Origin of the sequence: Isobaculum melis, from assembly GCF_900111355.1 — a bacterium.
Taxonomy (GTDB): domain Bacteria; phylum Bacillota; class Bacilli; order Lactobacillales; family Carnobacteriaceae; genus Isobaculum; species Isobaculum melis.
The window spans coordinates 243,803-261,812 of sequence record NZ_FOHA01000002.1; the positions used below are offsets into that span (position 1 = coordinate 243,803).

General features: G+C 34.6%; 19 protein-coding genes. 4 read left to right on the forward strand and 15 right to left on the reverse strand.

Annotated elements, in window-relative coordinates:
• Positions 1-234: 234 nt before the first annotated feature.
• The 5 genes from BMW29_RS02895 to BMW29_RS02915 form a co-directional block, all read right to left on the reverse strand.
• Positions 235-1,422: a glycosyltransferase family protein gene (locus BMW29_RS02895; RefSeq protein WP_092650120.1), complete on the reverse strand. Its 1,188-nt coding sequence runs from the start codon at positions 1,420-1,422 to the stop codon at positions 235-237.
• Positions 1,423-1,477: 55 nt separating this feature from the next.
• On the reverse strand, positions 1,478-2,149 hold the full coding sequence (locus tag BMW29_RS02900; RefSeq protein ID WP_092650123.1) for a sugar transferase: 672 nt from the start codon (positions 2,147-2,149) through the stop codon (positions 1,478-1,480).
• The gene (locus BMW29_RS02905; protein WP_177165656.1) at positions 2,085-3,053 is read right to left on the reverse strand and encodes an NAD(P)-binding domain-containing protein; all 969 of its coding nucleotides are present in this window, start codon (positions 3,051-3,053) and stop codon (positions 2,085-2,087) included. Before BMW29_RS02905 ends, BMW29_RS02900 begins: the two co-directional genes overlap by 65 nt.
• A 30-nt stretch (positions 3,054-3,083) precedes the next feature.
• Positions 3,084-4,886, reverse strand: coding sequence for a polysaccharide biosynthesis protein (locus BMW29_RS02910; RefSeq protein WP_092650350.1), 1,803 nt, complete (start codon positions 4,884-4,886; stop codon positions 3,084-3,086).
• Positions 4,887-5,196: 310 nt separating this feature from the next.
• Positions 5,197-5,787 carry a peptidylprolyl isomerase gene (locus BMW29_RS02915; protein ID WP_092650127.1) on the reverse strand — a complete coding sequence of 197 codons (591 nt, stop codon included), beginning with the start codon at positions 5,785-5,787 and terminating at the stop codon, positions 5,197-5,199.
• Positions 5,788-5,981: 194 nt separating this feature from the next.
• Between BMW29_RS02915 and BMW29_RS02920 the strand changes: the two genes are divergently transcribed.
• Both BMW29_RS02920 and BMW29_RS02925 read left to right on the forward strand, forming a co-directional pair.
• Positions 5,982-6,485 (forward strand): divergent PAP2 family protein, encoded by a 504-nt coding sequence (locus BMW29_RS02920; protein ID WP_092650129.1) that lies wholly within the window; start codon positions 5,982-5,984, stop codon positions 6,483-6,485.
• A gap of 157 nt (positions 6,486-6,642) precedes the next feature.
• Positions 6,643-7,623, forward strand: a complete 981-nt coding sequence (locus BMW29_RS02925; protein ID WP_092650352.1) for an NAD(P)/FAD-dependent oxidoreductase — start codon at positions 6,643-6,645, stop codon at positions 7,621-7,623.
• A gap of 49 nt (positions 7,624-7,672) precedes the next feature.
• Here the strand turns inward: BMW29_RS02925 and BMW29_RS02930 are convergent, their stop codons facing one another.
• On the reverse strand, positions 7,673-7,909 hold the full coding sequence (locus BMW29_RS02930; RefSeq protein WP_092650131.1) for a YuzB family protein: 237 nt from the start codon (positions 7,907-7,909) through the stop codon (positions 7,673-7,675).
• A 182-nt stretch (positions 7,910-8,091) separates the two neighbouring features.
• On the opposite strand from BMW29_RS02930, the gene BMW29_RS02935 reads away from it, so the two are divergent.
• Positions 8,092-8,598, forward strand: a complete 507-nt coding sequence (locus tag BMW29_RS02935) for a phosphatidylglycerophosphatase A family protein (RefSeq protein WP_092650133.1) — start codon at positions 8,092-8,094, stop codon at positions 8,596-8,598.
• A gap of 26 nt (positions 8,599-8,624) precedes the next feature.
• Here BMW29_RS02935 and BMW29_RS02940 read toward each other — a convergent pair whose 3' ends face one another.
• The 4 genes from BMW29_RS02940 to BMW29_RS02955 are packed head-to-tail and all read right to left on the reverse strand — an operon-like array spanning position 8,625 to position 12,089.
• Complete coding sequence (locus BMW29_RS02940; RefSeq protein WP_092650135.1) at positions 8,625-9,254, reverse strand: TIGR01906 family membrane protein; 630 nt, start codon at positions 9,252-9,254, stop codon at positions 8,625-8,627.
• A gap of 3 nt (positions 9,255-9,257) precedes the next feature.
• The gene (locus tag BMW29_RS02945) at positions 9,258-10,022 is read right to left on the reverse strand and encodes a TIGR01457 family HAD-type hydrolase (protein WP_092650354.1); all 765 of its coding nucleotides are present in this window, start codon (positions 10,020-10,022) and stop codon (positions 9,258-9,260) included.
• A gap of 15 nt (positions 10,023-10,037) precedes the next feature.
• Entirely contained in the window at positions 10,038-10,685 is a 648-nt protein-coding gene (locus tag BMW29_RS02950; RefSeq protein ID WP_092650137.1) for a YutD family protein, read from the reverse strand.
• 36 nt (positions 10,686-10,721) lie between these two features.
• Positions 10,722-12,089, reverse strand: coding sequence for a bifunctional metallophosphatase/5'-nucleotidase (locus tag BMW29_RS02955; protein WP_092650139.1), 1,368 nt, complete (start codon positions 12,087-12,089; stop codon positions 10,722-10,724).
• A gap of 118 nt (positions 12,090-12,207) precedes the next feature.
• Here BMW29_RS02955 and BMW29_RS02960 point away from each other — a divergent pair, with 118 nt between their 5' ends.
• Entirely contained in the window at positions 12,208-12,672 is a 465-nt protein-coding gene (locus tag BMW29_RS02960; RefSeq protein WP_092650141.1) for a methylated-DNA--[protein]-cysteine S-methyltransferase, read from the forward strand.
• Positions 12,673-12,718: 46 nt separating this feature from the next.
• On the opposite strand, the gene BMW29_RS02965 is transcribed toward BMW29_RS02960, so the two are convergent.
• The 5 genes from BMW29_RS02965 to BMW29_RS02985 form a co-directional block, all read right to left on the reverse strand.
• Complete coding sequence (locus tag BMW29_RS02965; protein WP_092650143.1) at positions 12,719-13,873, reverse strand: ABC transporter permease; 1,155 nt, start codon at positions 13,871-13,873, stop codon at positions 12,719-12,721.
• Positions 13,874-14,989, reverse strand: a complete 1,116-nt coding sequence (locus tag BMW29_RS02970) for an ABC transporter permease (RefSeq protein ID WP_092650145.1) — start codon at positions 14,987-14,989, stop codon at positions 13,874-13,876.
• A 27-nt stretch (positions 14,990-15,016) separates the two neighbouring features.
• The gene (locus BMW29_RS02975) at positions 15,017-15,955 is read right to left on the reverse strand and encodes an ABC transporter ATP-binding protein (RefSeq protein WP_092650147.1); all 939 of its coding nucleotides are present in this window, start codon (positions 15,953-15,955) and stop codon (positions 15,017-15,019) included.
• Between the two features lie 110 nt (positions 15,956-16,065).
• Positions 16,066-17,166, reverse strand: coding sequence for a sensor histidine kinase (locus tag BMW29_RS02980; RefSeq protein ID WP_092650149.1), 1,101 nt, complete (start codon positions 17,164-17,166; stop codon positions 16,066-16,068).
• A 3-nt stretch (positions 17,167-17,169) separates the two neighbouring features.
• A complete protein-coding gene (locus BMW29_RS02985) occupies positions 17,170-17,814 on the reverse strand; it encodes a response regulator transcription factor (protein ID WP_092650151.1) in 645 nt (214 codons plus the stop codon).
• Positions 17,815-18,010: the final 196 nt, after the last annotated feature.

Genomic DNA, 18,010 nt, shown 5'->3' on the forward strand with positions numbered 1-18,010 from the left:
GAACTTCTTAAACTTCAATTAAGAGCTATTACCTTTTTCTATCTATTTTATGGTGTCTCTTTATTTTTTTTGAGGCGATTTATTCATAAATTACTGCAAAATAATAACATATATTTCTGAAGCATATCCTCTTTAGCCCATTCAAAAAGCCTTCGGAGTTCCGAAGGCAGAGGACATCTATCTATATGCTAAGCAAACAAATTTTGTGATTTGTAGGCCATACAATTTCTTTTATTAATTACGCCATTTTTCTGCAATCCAATCAAATAAAGGCTGATAAACTTTTTCACGTGCGAAATAGTCAGTTGCAAATTGCTTTGCTGCAACACGATCAAGTTGGTTATTTTGATTTAATTCCACGACTTCCAGTAATCCTTCATATAAGGAAGTCTGACTTCCAGCATGATAATGAATAGCTAAATGCTTTTGAATCAGTTCTTCAGATAATTTCCCTGTTAAGCTATTTAAAAGAAAGAGACCACAAGCCATATAATCAGATTGTTTATAGGAAAGCTTAACATTTGTATTTTCTGTAAAGGAATTAATCCCCACATCCATACATTTTAAATTTGCAATATAAGTGACATAGTCTGATTTTGGAATATGATGAACAAAAGACAATTCAGTGGCTACTTCTTTGACTAGGTGTTCAACCTCTCCACTTCCTAAAAAATAAAAATTAATGTTATCTTTCAATTCTGTTTGATAGGTTCTTAATGTCTCAACAACCGTTTCTAAATTATAATTGACACCTAGAGAACCCGCAAAACAAATATTTAATTTACCTGCTTCTCTTGGTATTTCAGCTGCTGGAATTTGATTAATTTTTAGCATATTCACACCTAAAAGAATCGGAAATAAATCACCATTTTTGACATACTTTTTAAAGTCATAAACATACTCATAGGATTCCCCTACTAATAAATCACACTTTTTCATTCCTGAAGATCTAAGCCATTTCCATAAACCAAAAAATAGATTCACAACAACGCTTTTTTGCATTTTAGGGCTGAGTAAAGGTTTAAAGCTTTCAGGCCAAGTGTCATGTACATCGATAATTAATTGATTTTTCTTGATTCTTTTTACCCAACCATTAAAAAATCCCAAAGAATTAGAAGGGACTGCACATAAAACCATATCTTCTTTTTTTACGTTCTTCAATAGGAAGAAAAAGACGCGCAATGAAAAGAAGAAATGCGAAAAGAGCCTGCCAAGTGACATATTTTTTTTATAGCCATTTTCACGGATATAAACAATTCCCTTTTGAACTTCTTTTGGTTGTTTTTTATAATGATCAAAGGTACTTGTAACGAAGATTGTTTGATAGTGATCTTTTAAGTGCTTATAAATATATGAATAGCGATTATAATCTTCATTTTGGAAGTCTGACGTGTATTGTGACACAATAATTAATTTTCCCATTGTACTATGCTCCTCTTTAATGAATATTCTTCAAAAAGTCTCTTTGTGTATGTGCCTACACAGAACCTTTACCAGTAAACGTTTGAAAAATAGTCAAAAAGAATATTTTTATGTCCAATAATATTGTTTTGTTGTCGACATACTCATTATCATATTTTATTTTATCTCCATGATCAATATCACTGCGACCATTTACTTGAGCCCAGCCAGTAATACCTGGTTTAACAGATAATCTTTTTTTCTGTTGCTCATTGTAATGTTGTGTAATTTCTGGTATTTCAGGTCTTGGACCAATCAAACTCATTCTGCCTTGGAAAACATTAATAAATTGTGGTAATTCATCAATACTATACTTCCGAATAAATTGTCCTATTTTCGTAATGTTTGGATTACTTCCTGAGGATTTAAATACAAAGTCATCAGGTACACCATCTGGCCAATCAAAATCGTAAGAAGGACTTTCTTTACGCTCAGACATGTTTTTCATTGATCTAAATTTATACATCACAAAAATTTTACCATTTTTCCCTACTCGTTTTTGTTTAAACAAAATAGGCATTCCATCATCTGCTACAATAATAATGGATACAATTAGGAAAATTGGGCTTAATAAAATAATAGCGATTGTACTTAGTATGATATCAAACAGACGCTTAAAAAAATTAAAAAAGTTCTGTTCTAATACGTTCGATGTCTTGTTGTTGTTGTTGGGTGTATTCTTCTGCATTTAATAATCCTCCTAAACCATTTGCAATTCCGACAATTCGTGTTGGATGTAAATAACTGTCAACGACAACTTCTCCACAACGTCCAATAATGCCACCGGAAACAATATTCATTCCGTTAATTTCACGTTCTCCAATACTCATTTCATAAAAGCCTTCAGCTAGTCTAGACTGTGCAGCAAAGGCTAAATACTCATCAGCCATTCTGACATCTAATCGAAGCATTCGTATCTTTTTACTTTCAGAATCTGCAATAAAAGAACTTGTATAATTTGAAATACCACCATCAATCACAAAAGCTTTTTCTTTCATGACTGAAAGAAAATGGGCATCAATGACTTGTTCTGCCGAAATAAAACTAATAGCCAAATCATAGTGGTCTTTGATTTCTTGATAAAACGTTATTTTAGGTGAAAAGCGAGGAAGAAATAAATTAATTCCATCAATCACTGTTTGAGCCGTATCAGCATGCAAGTTCCAAATGGAAACATGGGCATTTCGTTCTGCTAAGCGAATGGATAGCTTTGCCCCTAAGTTGCCTGCACCAAAAATTAAAATATTTTTGCCCGCAACATCATCATTCATTAATTTAGAAATTAATAAATCGGCTGCTTCCATGGTGACATCGTTGGGCTTATAGGCATGAATTTGGCTGCTAGGTGTCACATTTTCCAATTGTTGGTCAATGGTTTGCTTTAAGTCAAAATCTCTTTTATTTTCCACATCTACAAAAAGATGCTTGGGCACATCATTTTCTTGAAAAAATGCCTCTGTATCTGCTTTTGAAGAAAATAAATAATTTTTTCTTGCTTTTCCTAGTACCATTTTTTCCGGCAATATATTTGTCTGAGAGGTTACTTTAGCAGTTGTGCTAAAAAAAGCTATATCCTCATTAAAAATAGGCATCATATTTTCTTCCTCATCCTTCACTTTAATTTATACATTATCATTGGCAAATTGAATGACTGCTTTTTTCAATTTCTCTTCATCCAGTCCTTCGACACTTTCAACAAAATGCATAATTGTATCTATTTCCGTATTGTGCACTGCACCAACAAAAATTTTATCATAGACTTTTTCAGTTGTTTTTTCACTATCTACAAGCAATTCTTCATATAATTTTTCCCCTGGACGTTTACCTGTTTCAATAATGCCAATTTCTTCTTCAGTATAGCCACATAATTTAATAATTTTCTTAGCTAAATCAAGAATTTTAACTGGTTCGCCCATATCTAAAATAAAGATTTCTCCACCTTTAGATAGCACACCCGCTTGAATAACCAAACGACTTGCTTCTGGAATGGTCATAAAGAATCTGGTCATTCTTTTGTCTGTTAGCGTAATCGGTCCACCGTTTTGAATTTGCTCTTTAAAAAGTGGAATCACACTGCCACGGCTTCCTAAAACATTTCCAAATCTTACTGCAACGAATTTGGTTTTGTTTGGTTCATTTAAGGATTGAACAATCATTTCTGCAATACGTTTTGTTGCCCCCATGATATTTGGTGGGTTAACAGCTTTATCAGTAGAAATCATCACAAAAGAGCTCACGCCAGCAGCTTTTGCTGCTTCTGCAATATTCTTGGTTCCATAAACATTGTTCTTAATCGCTTCACCTGGATTGTATTCCATCATAGGTACATGTTTATGCGCTGCTGCATGATAGACAACATCTGGCTTATATTTTTCCATAATGCTAAATAATCTATCACGATCTTGAATATCTGCAATAATAGGCACCACATTAAACTGATTTGCATAATTTGTTCGTAACTCTTTATCAATCAAATAAATAGAATTTTCTCCATGACCTAATAAATAAATCGCTTTAGGATTAAATTTTGCTACTTGACGACAAATTTCTGAACCAATCGAACCACCAGCACCTGAAACTAGAATGCTTCTGCCAGTTAATTTCGCTGAAATTAAATCCATATCCAGCTCGATTTCTTCTCTACCAAGTAAATCAACAACATCAATATCTCTAAATTTATTCACTGAAAGTTTACCTGTCATCACATCTTCAATTGAAGGCATGACCTTCACAATCACATGTGTGTTACGGCAAACATCTAAAATACGTTCATATTCATCTCCTGAAAGTGAAGGAATCGCAATAATAATTTGCTTTACTTCCTCTGATTCAACTAATGCTGGAATATCGTCTATTCGACCTAACACACTTACACCAAATAGTTGTAGATGTAATTTTCCAGGATTATCATCAACAATCCCAACTGGATCAATTTCTAAATAAGGATTACTTTTTATTCTCTTAATCAGCATTCCGCCACCATCACCAGCGCCAATAATTAGCGTTCTAATTTTATGGTAATTCGGATCTCCAAGAGATTTATTCATTTTATAATCATGTCTAAATCTTAATACAAAACGACTTGTCATAATCACAGCGACAACTAATAGCCATGACACAAATATCATTCGAATACTAAACACTTGACCAAAAGCTAACATACAAATCATTGTTAGGACGATGGATAAGGTTTCGACTTGAACAATAGATAATAATTCACCAATTCCTGCATAAGACCACATTTTGTAGTAGGACTTAAAAATGTTTGATAAAACAAAATGAAATACTATAAATAGTACAGTTATCACAATGATTGATGTATCTGTAACTGTAATAAACGGATTCAGCAATGTATTAGCAATCATGCAAGAGATGACAATTAAAAAGGCATCCATTAAACTCCATAAAATTTTTCTCTTTGTCATATTCACGAGTAAACACTCCCTGTTATATCAATAAAATTAAACTAAAAAAATCAGACAGAAATATTATAACATATTTCAAAGCAGAATAGCGTCTTTGAGGCAGAAATTTAATATTTTTACACTAAGAATCACTAAAAATGATGCTTGACCATTCAGTCTTTATTCAACGACTACTCTCTTTACGTTTTTATGCTTACTTTCTTTCTATTGCATCCTCATTGATCATAATCAGTTTTTATCCGTTCAAAAAAAAGGATGAAACAAAACTAATAAAATAGTTTTATTTCATCCCTAGCTTTAATTTAGCCTCTTATTTAGCAATTTCAACTTCTTCAATTACCACATCATAAACTGGCTTATCATTTGGTCCACGTTTAACAGACTCAATTTCTTTCACAACATTCATGCCTTCAACTACTTGACCGAAAACGCTATGACGGAAATCTAACCAAGGTGTACCACCTTTTTCACGATAAGCTTCAATCATTTCTTGAGGATAACCTGCACCTTCAAGCTGACTTAACATATTTTCAGGCACTGTTTCATTTGAAACAATAAAGAACTGACTGCCATTTGTATTTGGTCCAGCATTAGCCATTGATAAGGCGCCATTTAAGTTAAAGGCTTCTCTTGAAAATTCATCTTCAAATTCGCTGCCCCAAATGCTTTCGCCACCCATACCTGTTCCAGTTGGATCGCCACCTTGAATCATAAAATCAGGAATTACACGATGAAAAATAATGCCGTTGTAATAGCCTTTTTCGGCTAAACCGATAAAGTTTTCAACTGATTTTGGTGCTTGTTCTGGGAATAATTTAATTTTAATATCGCCCATATTGGTTTTTAATGTCGCAACTGGATGGCCAGCTGTTTCATTTGATAATTGTGGAAATTGAGACATGTAGATGTCCTCCTTTAGTTAAATTCATTCTTCTTTACTATCATACCCAAATCTCTTAAAAAATTCCATCATTTTCCTAGGATTTACTTTGAAAACTAAAATCGCATACTCATTTTGTCTTTATTTTTTTCATTCCACTTTTGTTCATGTTATGATAAAGATAAGCGTATTTCCAGGAAAAACGAGGTGAGTAGATGAGTCTTTTAAATAATTTTTCATTAGTTTCTGCATTTTTTGCTATGACTTTTTCACAGTTGATAAAAATTCCTATTTCGATTATTTTTCGTAAAAAAGTGAATTGGTCACTGATTACTTCAACTGGTGGGATGCCTAGCTCTCATTCAGCTAGTGTTAGCGCCTTAATCACTGCTTTAATTTTACAAAATGGTTTTGCTTCTCCCTATGTTGCGATTGCTGGAACTTTTGGGGTCATTGTGATGTTTGATGCAATGGGTGTTAGAAGAGCTAGTGGTGAGCAAGGAATTGTCTTAAATCATCTGATTGAGGACTTTCAAGCTCTTGCCGAAAGCGTAAAAGGGATTGCCACTACCAAACAAAAGCGGCAGAAAAAAATGCATTTGAAGGAAATGCTTGGTCATAAGCCATTAGAGGTTGTTTGCGGTGCTCTTTTAGGAATCGGAATTGCCTTTTTAACTCAGTGGCTATTTCTTCATTTTGGTCTTTTTCCACCTCTTTAGAAAAAGTTAAGGACTATTTTAACATTTCTTTCGTGTTTTTCTAAGAATCTATGTTATATTAAGTGTTGATAATCATTATCAATTACCTATTTTCATCTTGGAAAATAAACCAGCAAGAACCTGTTTGGAGGAAAAAACATTGACGAACATACCTGAAATGTATGATATCACCATTATCGGCGGTGGTCCTATTGGCCTATTTGCAGCATTTTATGGTGGTATGAGACATGCAAAAGTTAAAATTATTGAAAGCTTACCACAATTAGGTGGTCAACTTTCTACATTATATCCAGATAAAAAAATCTATGACATTGCAGGCTTTCCTGAAATCACAGCACAAGACTTAGTGACTAACTTGGAAGCCCAAATGGCTCGTTTTGATACAACTGTTTGTTTAGAGGAAGAAGTCCTAGAAATCGATAAAAATGATGAGGGTACCTTTGAATTGCGAACCAATCAAGCGACTCATTTTTCTAAAGCGATTATTGTAACTGCTGGAAATGGCGCTTTTCAACCGAGACGATTAGATTTGCCTAAAGCGACACTTTATGAAAAAGAAAACTTACATTATTTTGTTAATGATTTAGAACGTTTTAGAGATCATAAAGTTGCAATTTGTGGTGGTGGAGATTCTGCTGTTGATTGGGCACTGATGCTAGAGCCTATTGCAAAAGAAGTGACCTTAATTCATCGTCGCAATGATTTTAGAGCACATGAGCATAGTGTCCATTTACTACACAACTCAAAAGTAGCGGTTAAAACCCCTTTTGTGCCAACTGAATTAATCGGAAATGAACAAAAAGTCAATAAAATTGAATTAAAACAAGTTCGTGGAGATGAAAAAGTTGAACTTGAAGTAGATGATTTTGTCGTTAATCATGGTTTTGTTTCAGCACTTGGTCCCATTAAAAATTGGGGATTAGCACTTGAAAAAAATGCAATTGTTGTGAATAGTAAAATGGAAACGAGTATACCTGGTATTTATGCTGCTGGAGATATTTGTACGTATGATGGAAAAATTGATCTAATTGTTTCTGGTTTTGGGGAAGCACCTACTGCGATTAATCATGCCATGCATTATATTCACCCTGAAACACGAGTACAACCAATGCATAGCACAAGTATGTTTGGTTCATAAGCAAAAGCCAACAAAAGTTTCGAACTTTTGTTGGCTTTTTTATGTGTTCTTACAAGTAATCTTCTTCTTCAAGATAGCGATAAATTTTGGTTAGCAAATCTTGCGCCGATTCCCCATGAATCACTTCTCCTTCTGCAATCGCAAACAAGCTAGCTGCACAAGTTGTACATTCAGAAAGGCAATTATTGACGACAACATCCACTAGGCCATCTTTTTCCAGTTGTGCAATTACTTCTTCTCCGCCATTTATCACATTGTTAACACAAAATTCTACCATTGGTAACATTGCGTGCACCTCTCTATTTCTTCATTAAATCTGTTTTAGTATATCATGTTTTCTGTTATTTTTAGAGCAAAGTGACTTTAAGGACAGATAGGCTATGTAAAAAACTAGATTTATTCGCACGAAAAGCTAAAACACGTTATTTAGTAGAAATCGTGTATAATAGTAAGTGAGGTGATAAAATTATGGTAAAAAAAGCAGAGGTCTTACATCAAAAAGCATTAGATTTATTAGCTGAAAGAAAGGTTCCATTAGAAAAAATTGCTGATTTAGTGATGTTTCTGCAAGAAAAATATATTGAGGATTTATCCTTTGAATTATGTATGGAAAGCGTGCATAGTGTCCTTGAAAAACGCGAGGTTCAAAATGCTGTGATTACAGGGATTCAATTAGATATTTTAGCAGAACAAAAAGCCTTATTACAGCCCCTACAAGATATTTTAATTGAAGATGAAGGCTTATATGGTATTGATGAAATTATGGCCTTATCGATTGTGAATGTTTATGGTTCCATTGGTTTTACCAATTATGGTTATATTGATAAAGTAAAACCAGGTATTTTAGAGGAATTAAATACGCATCAAGACGGTGTTTGTAATACGTTTCTAGACGATATTGTCGGGGCAATCGCTGCAGCTGCTGCTAGTCGAATTGCTCATGCACATCCTGATAAAAGTGATATTACAAAATAAAAAAACAAGCTAAGAAATTAAAATTCTTAGCTTGTTTTCATTTTTTTCTTGGCTAAAAAATATCCAATGATAAATTGTGCTTCCATTAAGACAAATGCCAAAATGAAGCAATGCATGAAAAAGCCTTCTGGTAAAGCATTAATGATTGGATCTGTGTAAGCATCGAACATCCAAGCATCATTATTAAAGAAGATTTCATGGAATTTCACAAAAACAATCTCAAACATACTACTAATTAAAATTAATAACACAACTGGTACCACAATTGCAATTTGAAAAGGTCTAACTAAGCGCCAACTGCTCTTGGTTTGATAAATTCCTTTGATGAAGAAGAAACTCCCAATCCCAGAAACAATCAAAATAAAATGATTTAATAAAAATAAATTTTTCACTTCTGCAAAATGAAATAACCCTTGCGCTGAACTTGGAAAGTCAGGCATTGCGAGCTGATTTTGCCAAGGAAAGTTTAAATAAGACATCAAAACATCATAATTTTTAGTGAGCACTTCTTTACTCATTCCTGTTAACTCTTCAATTTGAAAATGCCCAATATCAAATAGATAAAGTGGTTTAGCAATAATCACAATTGCGATAGAGAAGGTAATGATGAAGAAAAAGAGCCCTATCATCCCTAAAATAAATGTGTATTTTTTCATTGTTTAAAGTTCCCAATCATCCAAGCTAGCTACTTGATGTGTTGGCATTTTTTCTTTTTGTGCTAAATCTTCTGGGCTTGTAAATCCAGAAAAAACAAGTAAGGTATCAATTTGATTGTTAATCCCCGCCATGATATCTGTCTCATAGTTATCCCCTACCATCACAACTTCTTCTTTGGTTAAACCAATTACTTTTAAGGCTTCTTCCATAATAATGGCTTCTGGCTTTCCAATAAAGGTTGGCTCAGTTTGAGTAGCAGCTTGCACCATTGCTGCAATGGCACCCGCACCAGGTATTAAGCCTCTTTCACTTGGCATATTGGTATCTTTGTTTGTGCCAATAAATTTTGCACCTTTTTGAATCGCTAATACGGCTTTGGTGATTTCTTCATAGGTTGCTTGACGATCCAATCCAACAACCACATACGCTGGATTTTCTTCCTCAATTGTATAGCCTGCTTCAGTAAATTGTGCACGTAAGCCTGCTTCCCCTATTACATAGACCGTTTTACCTAAATTTAATTTATTTAAATAAGCAATTGTTGCAATTGATCCTGTGTAAATCAAAGATGAATCAACATGAATATCAAAGTTTGTACTTAAATTTTCCGCCACTGCTCCAGGAGCCTTGGTGGTATTGTTTGTTACAAATAAAAAGGGTAGCTGCTTTTCTTGCAAACGTTTAATAAAACGTGCTGCTGCTGGAATTTTCTTTGTTCCTAAATACATTGTTCCGTCTAAATCAATTAAATAGCCTTTATAAGTCATCATCCATTGCTCCCCTTATTCCTCTTCAGATTTACTAATTTTAAAATGTCTTTTTGTTTTTTGCACAGGTGTTTTTTCTTTTTTTTCAGCTACTGGTGTCTTTGTAGCTTTTTTCTTAACGGTAAAATTATTTTTTTTCTTTGGTGCTTTTTTGACTTCACTTTTTTTCTGTTCTGCTGCTATTGGTTTGTTTTTATCTTTTGAATAGCGTGGCTTTTTGCTACGAGTTGGTCGCTCTTTTTTGCCACCAATCCGTTTTAGCACAAAATAAGCACAACCAAAATTACAATATTCATAAATATAATCTTCTAATGTGCCGATTCGCTGTTCTAATGGCGCTTTTTTATTTTTATCCTCATAAAAGCCTTTCAAGCGTAATTGTTCAAATCCCCAATCCGCTACAATATAATCATATTTCCCTAAAATATCACTAAAACGCTCGCCTAGCTTTTCTTTATCAAACGCCTCACGATAGTCTTTCACAATTTCATATTCTCTTTCATCAATTACCAAATGAGTAGCATCTAACATTTTAACGCGACTTTCTTCTTCAACTGTCACTTCCGCTACTTCTGCTGCTGCATCAATAGCTGTCGTGTTTTGTTTTTCTTCTATAGTAAGAACCGCTTCTACTGGTTCTATTTGTTTCTCTTCATTTGTCATTTTTTCACCGCCTACATTCATTATTATACTGATTTTTTAGTCAATTGGATAGTTCTTTCTAAGGTACATCCCATAAATATCTCTAAAAAAGTAAGGAAATAGCACTTCCGTTTTTCCACAAATTTCAATTGTTGGGAAAAAGGGTAGATAAATATAATGATCAACTGTTGAAAAGGTATATTCTTTCTTAAAATCTAGTGGCTTTCCTTGCCAATAAACCGTTTTTGTTGCTGCTTCATAGCTGATACCATCATAACATATTTCACCAAAGACTTTGCCTCTAAATCCCATTCCTTTAACCGGAAATTGTCTTAAATAGTGTCGATTCTTTTCCATTTCTCGGATCATTCGATCAATATTTGCACCTGTTAAGGTCACACGAGTTGGACGCATTGGATGCGGTAATAATTCATGGAGCTCTTTTCTTGTGACGATTCCTGCTGATAAGGGTCTAAGAAAAAGGCCTGCACTTAAAATGGCCACTTCTGTTTTTGTGTAAGCTTTCATTGCTTTTAAGCCTAGCTTGACGAGTGCTGATTCTCCTGACCAATGTAAAGGATAGTCTGTCTGCAAATTGGCTACTTTTTGACTGCTTAGTAATTGCTCACCTTGTAGTTGATAGTGATTGATTTGTTCATTTTCAGCCTCTCTTGCAGGTAATAAGGCAACCTCCTGTACAACGGCTGTTTTTTTAATGATTTGATGTGCTTCAATTGAGAGGGTAATTTCTCCAATATATTGACCAAACTTTCCGGCTGCAGCAAGTAAGGTCTGATTGACCCAAAAGCCTTCTGGTAATAAGTGATGGGTATGTGCACCAAGAATCACGGCGATTTCTGGATAGGCTTTGGCAATTCTTTGGTCTTCTCTAAAACCAAGGTGTGATAATAACAAAATAGTATCTACTTGTGGTGTTAATTCAGCTATCAAGGCTGGTAAAACTTCATCTGGTAATAAGACATCCCAGCCATTTGGGCCATAGGTTTCTGGAAAAGAAGCTGTTAGGGCACAAATGCCTATTCTAAAGCCTGATTCTGTGATGAGGATATCATAAGGCTTTACCCAGTTTGGCATCCTCCCAGTATCATGATCATAGAGATTGGACAGAATCACATCAAATTGTGCCTCTTGATAGAGCTGATTTAATTCTATTTTGCTATTGCCAATTCCTTCATTATTTCCAATGGTTACGGCTTGATAAGGGACTTCATTTAGTGCTGCTATGTTCGCTTGGCCAGCAGTTGCTTCAGATAATGGATGCACACGATCCATCGCATCTCCAATATCAAATATATAGGCTTGTTTCTGCTGTGCTGCTTGTTCATTGAGATAATGTGAAATTCGAGGCCAGTTTTCAAAATGTGAATGTAAATCATTGGTATGATAAATCGTGATGGTTTCCATTTTGATTCCTCTCCTTCTCTCACATTGTCATAAGATTATTTTAACACAAAGTAGGACTTTTACCATCTGTCCTTGCTGAATTTCTGGTACAATAAAGAAAAATGAATGGAGGCAACTGATGATTATCAACAGTCCAACTGGAAAAATTGAATTAAAAGAAGATGCAACCGGCATCACACAGCTTGCTTTTACCTTAGATGAAAGTCTACCTGAAACAGCACCAGATGGTCCATTTACAAAAATGCTAGCTGAACAGTTAAAGGCTTATTTTAAGCAACAAAGAAAAGATTTCACTGTTCCGCTTTCGATTCATATTGGGACACCCTTTCAGCAAAAGGTTTGGCAAGCTTTGTTGGAGATTCCTTATGGAGAAACACGTTCTTATGCTGAGATTGCTGAAGCTGCAGGTAGTCCAAAAGCGGTTCGAGCGATTGGACAAGCTAATAAAAAAAATCCAATTGCAATTGTCATTCCTTGTCATCGGGTAATTGGTATAAATGGGAAGCTAACAGGTTATATGGGAAATTCAAGCGAGGGAATACAGAAGAAAAGTTGGTTGTTGGCATTAGAGCAACAGGCTTAAGATAGAAAAAAACAGTAAAAAGATCGTATCTTTTTACTGTTTTTATTTATACAAAGGATTGTTTTTGTCCACCTTTTCCTTGGCGGTAAGTCGCAAGACTAAATAGTAGTATGCTAAAGGCAAGTAAGATGCCAATGTTCAATAGAATTTCAGAGAAGTCTCCGTTTTCTTGTATTTTTTTAATCCCATCAATTAACCAAAACTGTGGGAAAATATGAGCAATTTTCTGCATAAAGTCAGGCATCAGTGATAACGGTACAAACATTCCTGCTAGCATACTGCTTCCAGTGAAAATCATGGTTTTCATTGAAGTCATCACTCGATAGCTTGAACTATAAGTAAAGATCACAAGTACTAGACTCACTGAAACCAAGCCAAACAGGCTAAGCATAAAGAACAAGAATAGATAGGAAACACCTGGATCAATACTTGCACCAAATTTCATCATTAACAAGGTTAAGATAATTTGACCTTCAAGTAAAAGGAAGCTAGCAACAATTTTGCTTAATACATAGGTACTATTTTTAATCGGTGTGCTGAGTAGGCGATAATAGGTTTTCTCTTCTTTTTCTTTTGCCATGAAATCACTCATATTCCCCGCTGAAGTAAGTAGGAAGAAGCTAAGTACACCTAGCATCGTTGCGCCTAATATTTTTCCGGTTTTTTCTGTAGAAGAAACTTTTGTAACATTGACTGGAAAAGCATTTTCTTCATAGTCTGCTAAAACTTTTTCAAAGGTAGCTTGATTGCCATCACTTAAATCAAGTAAACGAATGAGATGATTGATTTTAGGCTCAAGCGCTCTTTTCACTGTGTTGTTCACGACATCCCCTTTTAAGGAAATAATTTGAACATGCTTTGTTTCACCTTGATCGACAGCTTGGTTGAAGCCTTTTTCAAAGATAATGACCGCTGCTTGTTTTTCTTCAGTCAAGGCATCCTCAGCTTCTTTTTTTGTTTCAAAAACAGTGATTGCCTGTCCTTCTTTTCCCATTAATTCAATGGCTTTTTCACCATAGACTGTTTGTTCATCATAGATCACACCATATTTTGGTGGCTCAGTGTCTCCACTCTCCATTGAGTAAAGTGCTAAAACCAAAAGAATAGAGGCTAGTGGGAATAGTACATAAGTAAGGATACGGCTTTTTTTTGAAAAGGCTGTTTTAAAATATTGTTTTATTAACCAGATTAATTGTTGCACTTAAATCACCTCTTTTTTTCTTGTTAGTACACTATACCCTAATATGCATCCGACACTAATCAGGACTAATACAATGATAGGTAAAAGTAAAACATCTAATTTATTTTGATAAACAACTTGTTTCATGACTGTTGATAAATATCCAATTGGAGAAATGTTTTTCCATACATTACTATCAGGTATTGGGAAATAAGCACCACCAAGTGCTGAAAATATTGTAATTACAATTGAGAGGATACCAGGCAAGCCTTTCAGTTTACCACCTGTGATACCATCAGCAAATAAACCAATGGCAATGGCACAGATCATTTCAAGCGTAAAGAGGCCAAATACAATCAACCAATAAGAGCCCCAATCCATTTGGAACGCTAGATAACTGTATAACATGGTCAATGCAATAAAGACACTTTGAATGGTAATACATCCTAATAATTTCCCGGTAAATAACTGCCCTCTTGTTACAGGCGTCATTAAAATTCTATTTAAGGTATGAGATCTTTTTTCTGAAGCTAAGATTTGTGCACCATAAAGCATGCCATAAGCCATCATCATTGTAATGACTGCAATTGAATAATATTGAATAGAAGATTCGGTTTCTTTTCCTGCCACACCAGCTGTTGTAATCTGATTGGTTGTTTCTTTACTAGCTGATTGATAGGTTGCCATTTTTTCCGGTGCTACTTGGTAAAGTGTTTGAATTAACTGTAGCTCTCCACTAAAGCCTTCCATGTAGCCTTCAATCACAGCTTTTGAAAATTCACCTAATTGATCCTGATAAGAAAGGTGCATCCCTTCTTTATCTACTTCAACAATAGCTGTTAAATCGCCATTTTTGACTGCTTCTTCGCCTTCTGATGCACTTGTGATTTCTTCAAAAGCAAAAGCATCCGTTTCTACTTCCTTAATAAACATTTCAAAAGGCTGCTCCAATGCTTCTTCTGTCACTTGATAGCCGATTTTCATATCATCTATTTTAACTGTTTCGCTAAAACCGGAGCCTAAAGCTACGCCTAATACTGTAATCAGAAAGATGGGTAAGGCTAGCATATAAATGATGTTGCTTTTTTCTCTGATTGTTAATTTGATTTCTGTCCAAGCAATGATTAATGTATTCATTTTTCTCCTCCAATCTACCTTAAGTGTTTAGTCACGTAATGTACGTCCTGTTAAGGTTAAGAATACGGTTTCTAAGTTTACTTTTTGTGCTTCTACGCCTTGAATTTCAATCTGCTGTGCCATTAATTTCTCTAAAATCATATTGAGGTTATTGACTTCTACGGATGAGGTCACTTCAATAACTGCACCATTTAACTCAGCATGCTTCACACCAGGTACTAGCAATAAATCATCTAGCATTGGCTTAGCTTCTGAAGCCATTTCAATACTTAATTTACGGATATCTGTTACCATGCTCTTCAAGGCTTCTTTACTACCTTCTGCAATCACTTTTCCTTGATCGATAATCGCAATATTTGTACAAATTTCTTCAATTTCTTCCATATAATGACTTGTATAAATAATCGTACTACCTTGTTGATTTAATTTTTTAATCGATTCTAAAATGTAATTTCTAGATTGTGGATCAATCCCAACAGTTGGCTCATCCATAATAATTAATTTTGGCTTATGAGCAATCGCACAAGCAATATTCAATCTACGTTTCATCCCACCTGAGAAAGAAGAAGGGTTGTGATTTTTATTATCTAGCAAGCCCACAAAGCCTAATGCTTCTTCTACTGCTGCTTTTAAGGCTGTACCGCGTAAACCATAGAGGCCAGCAAAGAAATTCACATTTTCATAAGCTGTTAGCTCTTCATAAACGGCGATATCTTGTGGTACCAATCCTATATTTTTTCTAATCTCAACATCACTGATGCCTTTTTGTTCTTTTCCTAAAATTTCAATGGTTCCTTTAGATTTTTGTAATAGACCACAAATCATATTAATTGTTGTACTTTTCCCAGCACCGTTTGGTCCTAATAAACCAAATATTTCGCCCTCTTCAATTGATAAATTTAAATTGTCTACAGCAATATGCTGGTCAAATTGTTTAGATAATTCTTTAATATTGATACATTTCATGTTGTTCCGCTCCTTTATTTCTTCTTTGTGATTTCATCTTAACAAAAAAAATGAATGTTGCTTAGTGCAATCATTCATTTCCTAACATGAGAATTCTCATATCTTTTCATTTAAAGTGCAATAAGGGTTGTGACAGCGAAATGTGGTTGGCTAACAATCAGGATATGTCCTCCTAGTTTTGCCGTCCGTTCTTCCATGCCAGTAAGCCCAAGTCCATTTTTGACGCTTGGGGCACCTTTCCCGTTATCCTTCACTTCAAGTCGAATGATTTTATGATAAACGGAAAGTGTGACTTCTACTCTGCTTGCTTCCGCATATTTCAACGTATTTGTTAAAGATTCTTTTAAATTTTGTGAAAATACCTGCCACATTAAAGGGGTTACTTTGGTTAAATCTCCAGTAAAATAGAGGGTTGTTTGCATCTGATATTCTTTGGAGAAATCACTTAGTTGTCCTTTTAATCTTTGAATTCCTAAACTTTCTTGTGGTGGTTTGATTCTTTTTAATGTGACTCTAATTTGCTCAATCCCCGTTTTGGTAATTTGAATCGCATTGCTAATCAAGGTTTCTGCCTGTTCTGGTTGAGTTGCTAATATTTTTTTAGCGGCTTCCATTTGAATTAAAGCCCCTGTTAATGAGTGCCCAACTTCATCATGTAAAGTATGAGACAATTCATTCTTTGCTTCCATATGGACTAAATTTTTTTGTTGCTCAAATAATTGTCTTTCCCTTAGTTCATTTGTCTGAATTTGGTTTAATTGCAAGTTTTTTAGCTGTTTCGTCAATCCTTTTATTTGTGTGCTCAAGCGTAAAATAAAAGAGGTAGCAAGAATGGTCAATAAATATAAGCTCATTTCAAGTAGTGAATGTAGCCCAATTAATAATGGCAATAAACTTGCCCCGATTAAAAACCAAGGGTTATCTTTAAAACTTGTGATGTCAGTAAGATAACCACCAATCGTGATAGGAAACAGATAGAAAAAGCTTGGATAATGCCAAAGACCAAATCCTAAAATCAAACTTAGCATGAGGAATACAAGGAGTTGTTGTAATTTGATTGGTTGACAAACAAAATAAAGGAGGCTGAATGAGAAATAAAGGCAAATTGCGAGTAAGAAAAAGCCGATTCGCTCAAAATGATAAATGGCTTGTTCAATAGATAAAATCGTTAATAAAATCAATTGAAAGATCAGCTTATCATTTAATCTCATTGCCTAATCACCAATCTTTCCTGTTAAAAAGTAAATTGCAATTTGGGTGCGATGTGCAAGTCCTGTTTTACTGAGAATTGTTGAAATATAATTGGCGACTGTGCCATCAGAAATAAAGAGTGTTTTCCCAATTTCTTTATTAGAAAGCCCTCTAGAAATCCCTCTCATGATATCTATTTCTCTTTCTGTAAAATCGCTTAAATCAATTTGAGGTTCATTCGTTATGGTTTGACCAGTCTGCATTTGCTCTTTGACCTTATCAAAAATCTCCGTTTGAATCACATGTTGATCGAGCGCTACACTACGAATGGCATGGACGATGGTATCTGGTTCATTATTTTTGAGTAAATAACCTTTTGCACCATTTTCCAACGCTTCTGAAATATATTGATCATCATCAAATGTGGTTAAAATCATAACCTTCGTCTCTGTCTGCTCCACAATTTGTTTGGTTGCAGTGACACCGTCCATCACTGGCATACGAATATCTAGTAAAACAACATCAACAGGATGTGCCTTACAATAATTGACAGCCTCTTGGCCATTTTCTACTGTCTGGATGACTTCAATATCTGGATAAGAATCTAAAACAATGGCCATTCCCCCAGTAATAAACGCATTGTCATCCGCAATTAAAATATGTATCATGCTTTTTTTCAACTCCTTGCTTTTATTATTATACGGTGCTCAACATGATTTTGCACGAATAAATTTGAGAGTGCGTGATTTAAATAGTAATGATGCAAGGTTCAACAACCCTTTCTAGTTTTTTTTGATTGTGAATCATTCATTTAATGTTGCATATCATTCGCAAAAGAACTTTTGTTCAGTTATAATTAGCATA

Excerpts from the sequence above, each read along its gene's own strand:
- BMW29_RS02895 (WP_092650120.1), bottom strand. The coding sequence starts at position 1,422 with ATGGGAAAATTAATTATTGTGTCACAATACACGTCAGACTTCCAAAAT.
- BMW29_RS02900 (WP_092650123.1), bottom strand. The coding sequence starts at position 2,149 with ATGCAGAAGAATACACCCAACAACAACAACAAGACATCGAACGTATTA.
- BMW29_RS02905 (WP_177165656.1), bottom strand. The coding sequence starts at position 3,053 with ATGCCTATTTTTAATGAGGATATAGCTTTTTTTAGCACAACTGCTAAA.
- BMW29_RS02910 (WP_092650350.1), bottom strand. The coding sequence starts at position 4,886 with ATGACAAAGAGAAAAATTTTATGGAGTTTAATGGATGCCTTTTTAATT.
- BMW29_RS02915 (WP_092650127.1), bottom strand. The coding sequence starts at position 5,787 with ATGTCTCAATTTCCACAATTATCAAATGAAACAGCTGGCCATCCAGTT.
- BMW29_RS02920 (WP_092650129.1), top strand. The coding sequence starts at position 5,982 with ATGAGTCTTTTAAATAATTTTTCATTAGTTTCTGCATTTTTTGCTATG.
- BMW29_RS02925 (WP_092650352.1), top strand. The coding sequence starts at position 6,643 with ATGTATGATATCACCATTATCGGCGGTGGTCCTATTGGCCTATTTGCA.
- BMW29_RS02930 (WP_092650131.1), bottom strand. The coding sequence starts at position 7,909 with ATGTTACCAATGGTAGAATTTTGTGTTAACAATGTGATAAATGGCGGA.
- BMW29_RS02935 (WP_092650133.1), top strand. The coding sequence starts at position 8,092 with ATGGTAAAAAAAGCAGAGGTCTTACATCAAAAAGCATTAGATTTATTA.
- BMW29_RS02940 (WP_092650135.1), bottom strand. The coding sequence starts at position 9,254 with ATGAAAAAATACACATTTATTTTAGGGATGATAGGGCTCTTTTTCTTC.
- BMW29_RS02945 (WP_092650354.1), bottom strand. The coding sequence starts at position 10,022 with ATGACTTATAAAGGCTATTTAATTGATTTAGACGGAACAATGTATTTA.
- BMW29_RS02950 (WP_092650137.1), bottom strand. The coding sequence starts at position 10,685 with ATGACAAATGAAGAGAAACAAATAGAACCAGTAGAAGCGGTTCTTACT.
- BMW29_RS02955 (WP_092650139.1), bottom strand. The coding sequence starts at position 12,089 with ATGGAAACCATCACGATTTATCATACCAATGATTTACATTCACATTTT.
- BMW29_RS02960 (WP_092650141.1), top strand. The coding sequence starts at position 12,208 with ATGATTATCAACAGTCCAACTGGAAAAATTGAATTAAAAGAAGATGCA.
- BMW29_RS02970 (WP_092650145.1), bottom strand. The coding sequence starts at position 14,989 with ATGAATACATTAATCATTGCTTGGACAGAAATCAAATTAACAATCAGA.
- BMW29_RS02975 (WP_092650147.1), bottom strand. The coding sequence starts at position 15,955 with ATGAAATGTATCAATATTAAAGAATTATCTAAACAATTTGACCAGCAT.
- BMW29_RS02980 (WP_092650149.1), bottom strand. The coding sequence starts at position 17,166 with ATGAGATTAAATGATAAGCTGATCTTTCAATTGATTTTATTAACGATT.
- BMW29_RS02985 (WP_092650151.1), bottom strand. The coding sequence starts at position 17,814 with ATGATACATATTTTAATTGCGGATGACAATGCGTTTATTACTGGGGGA.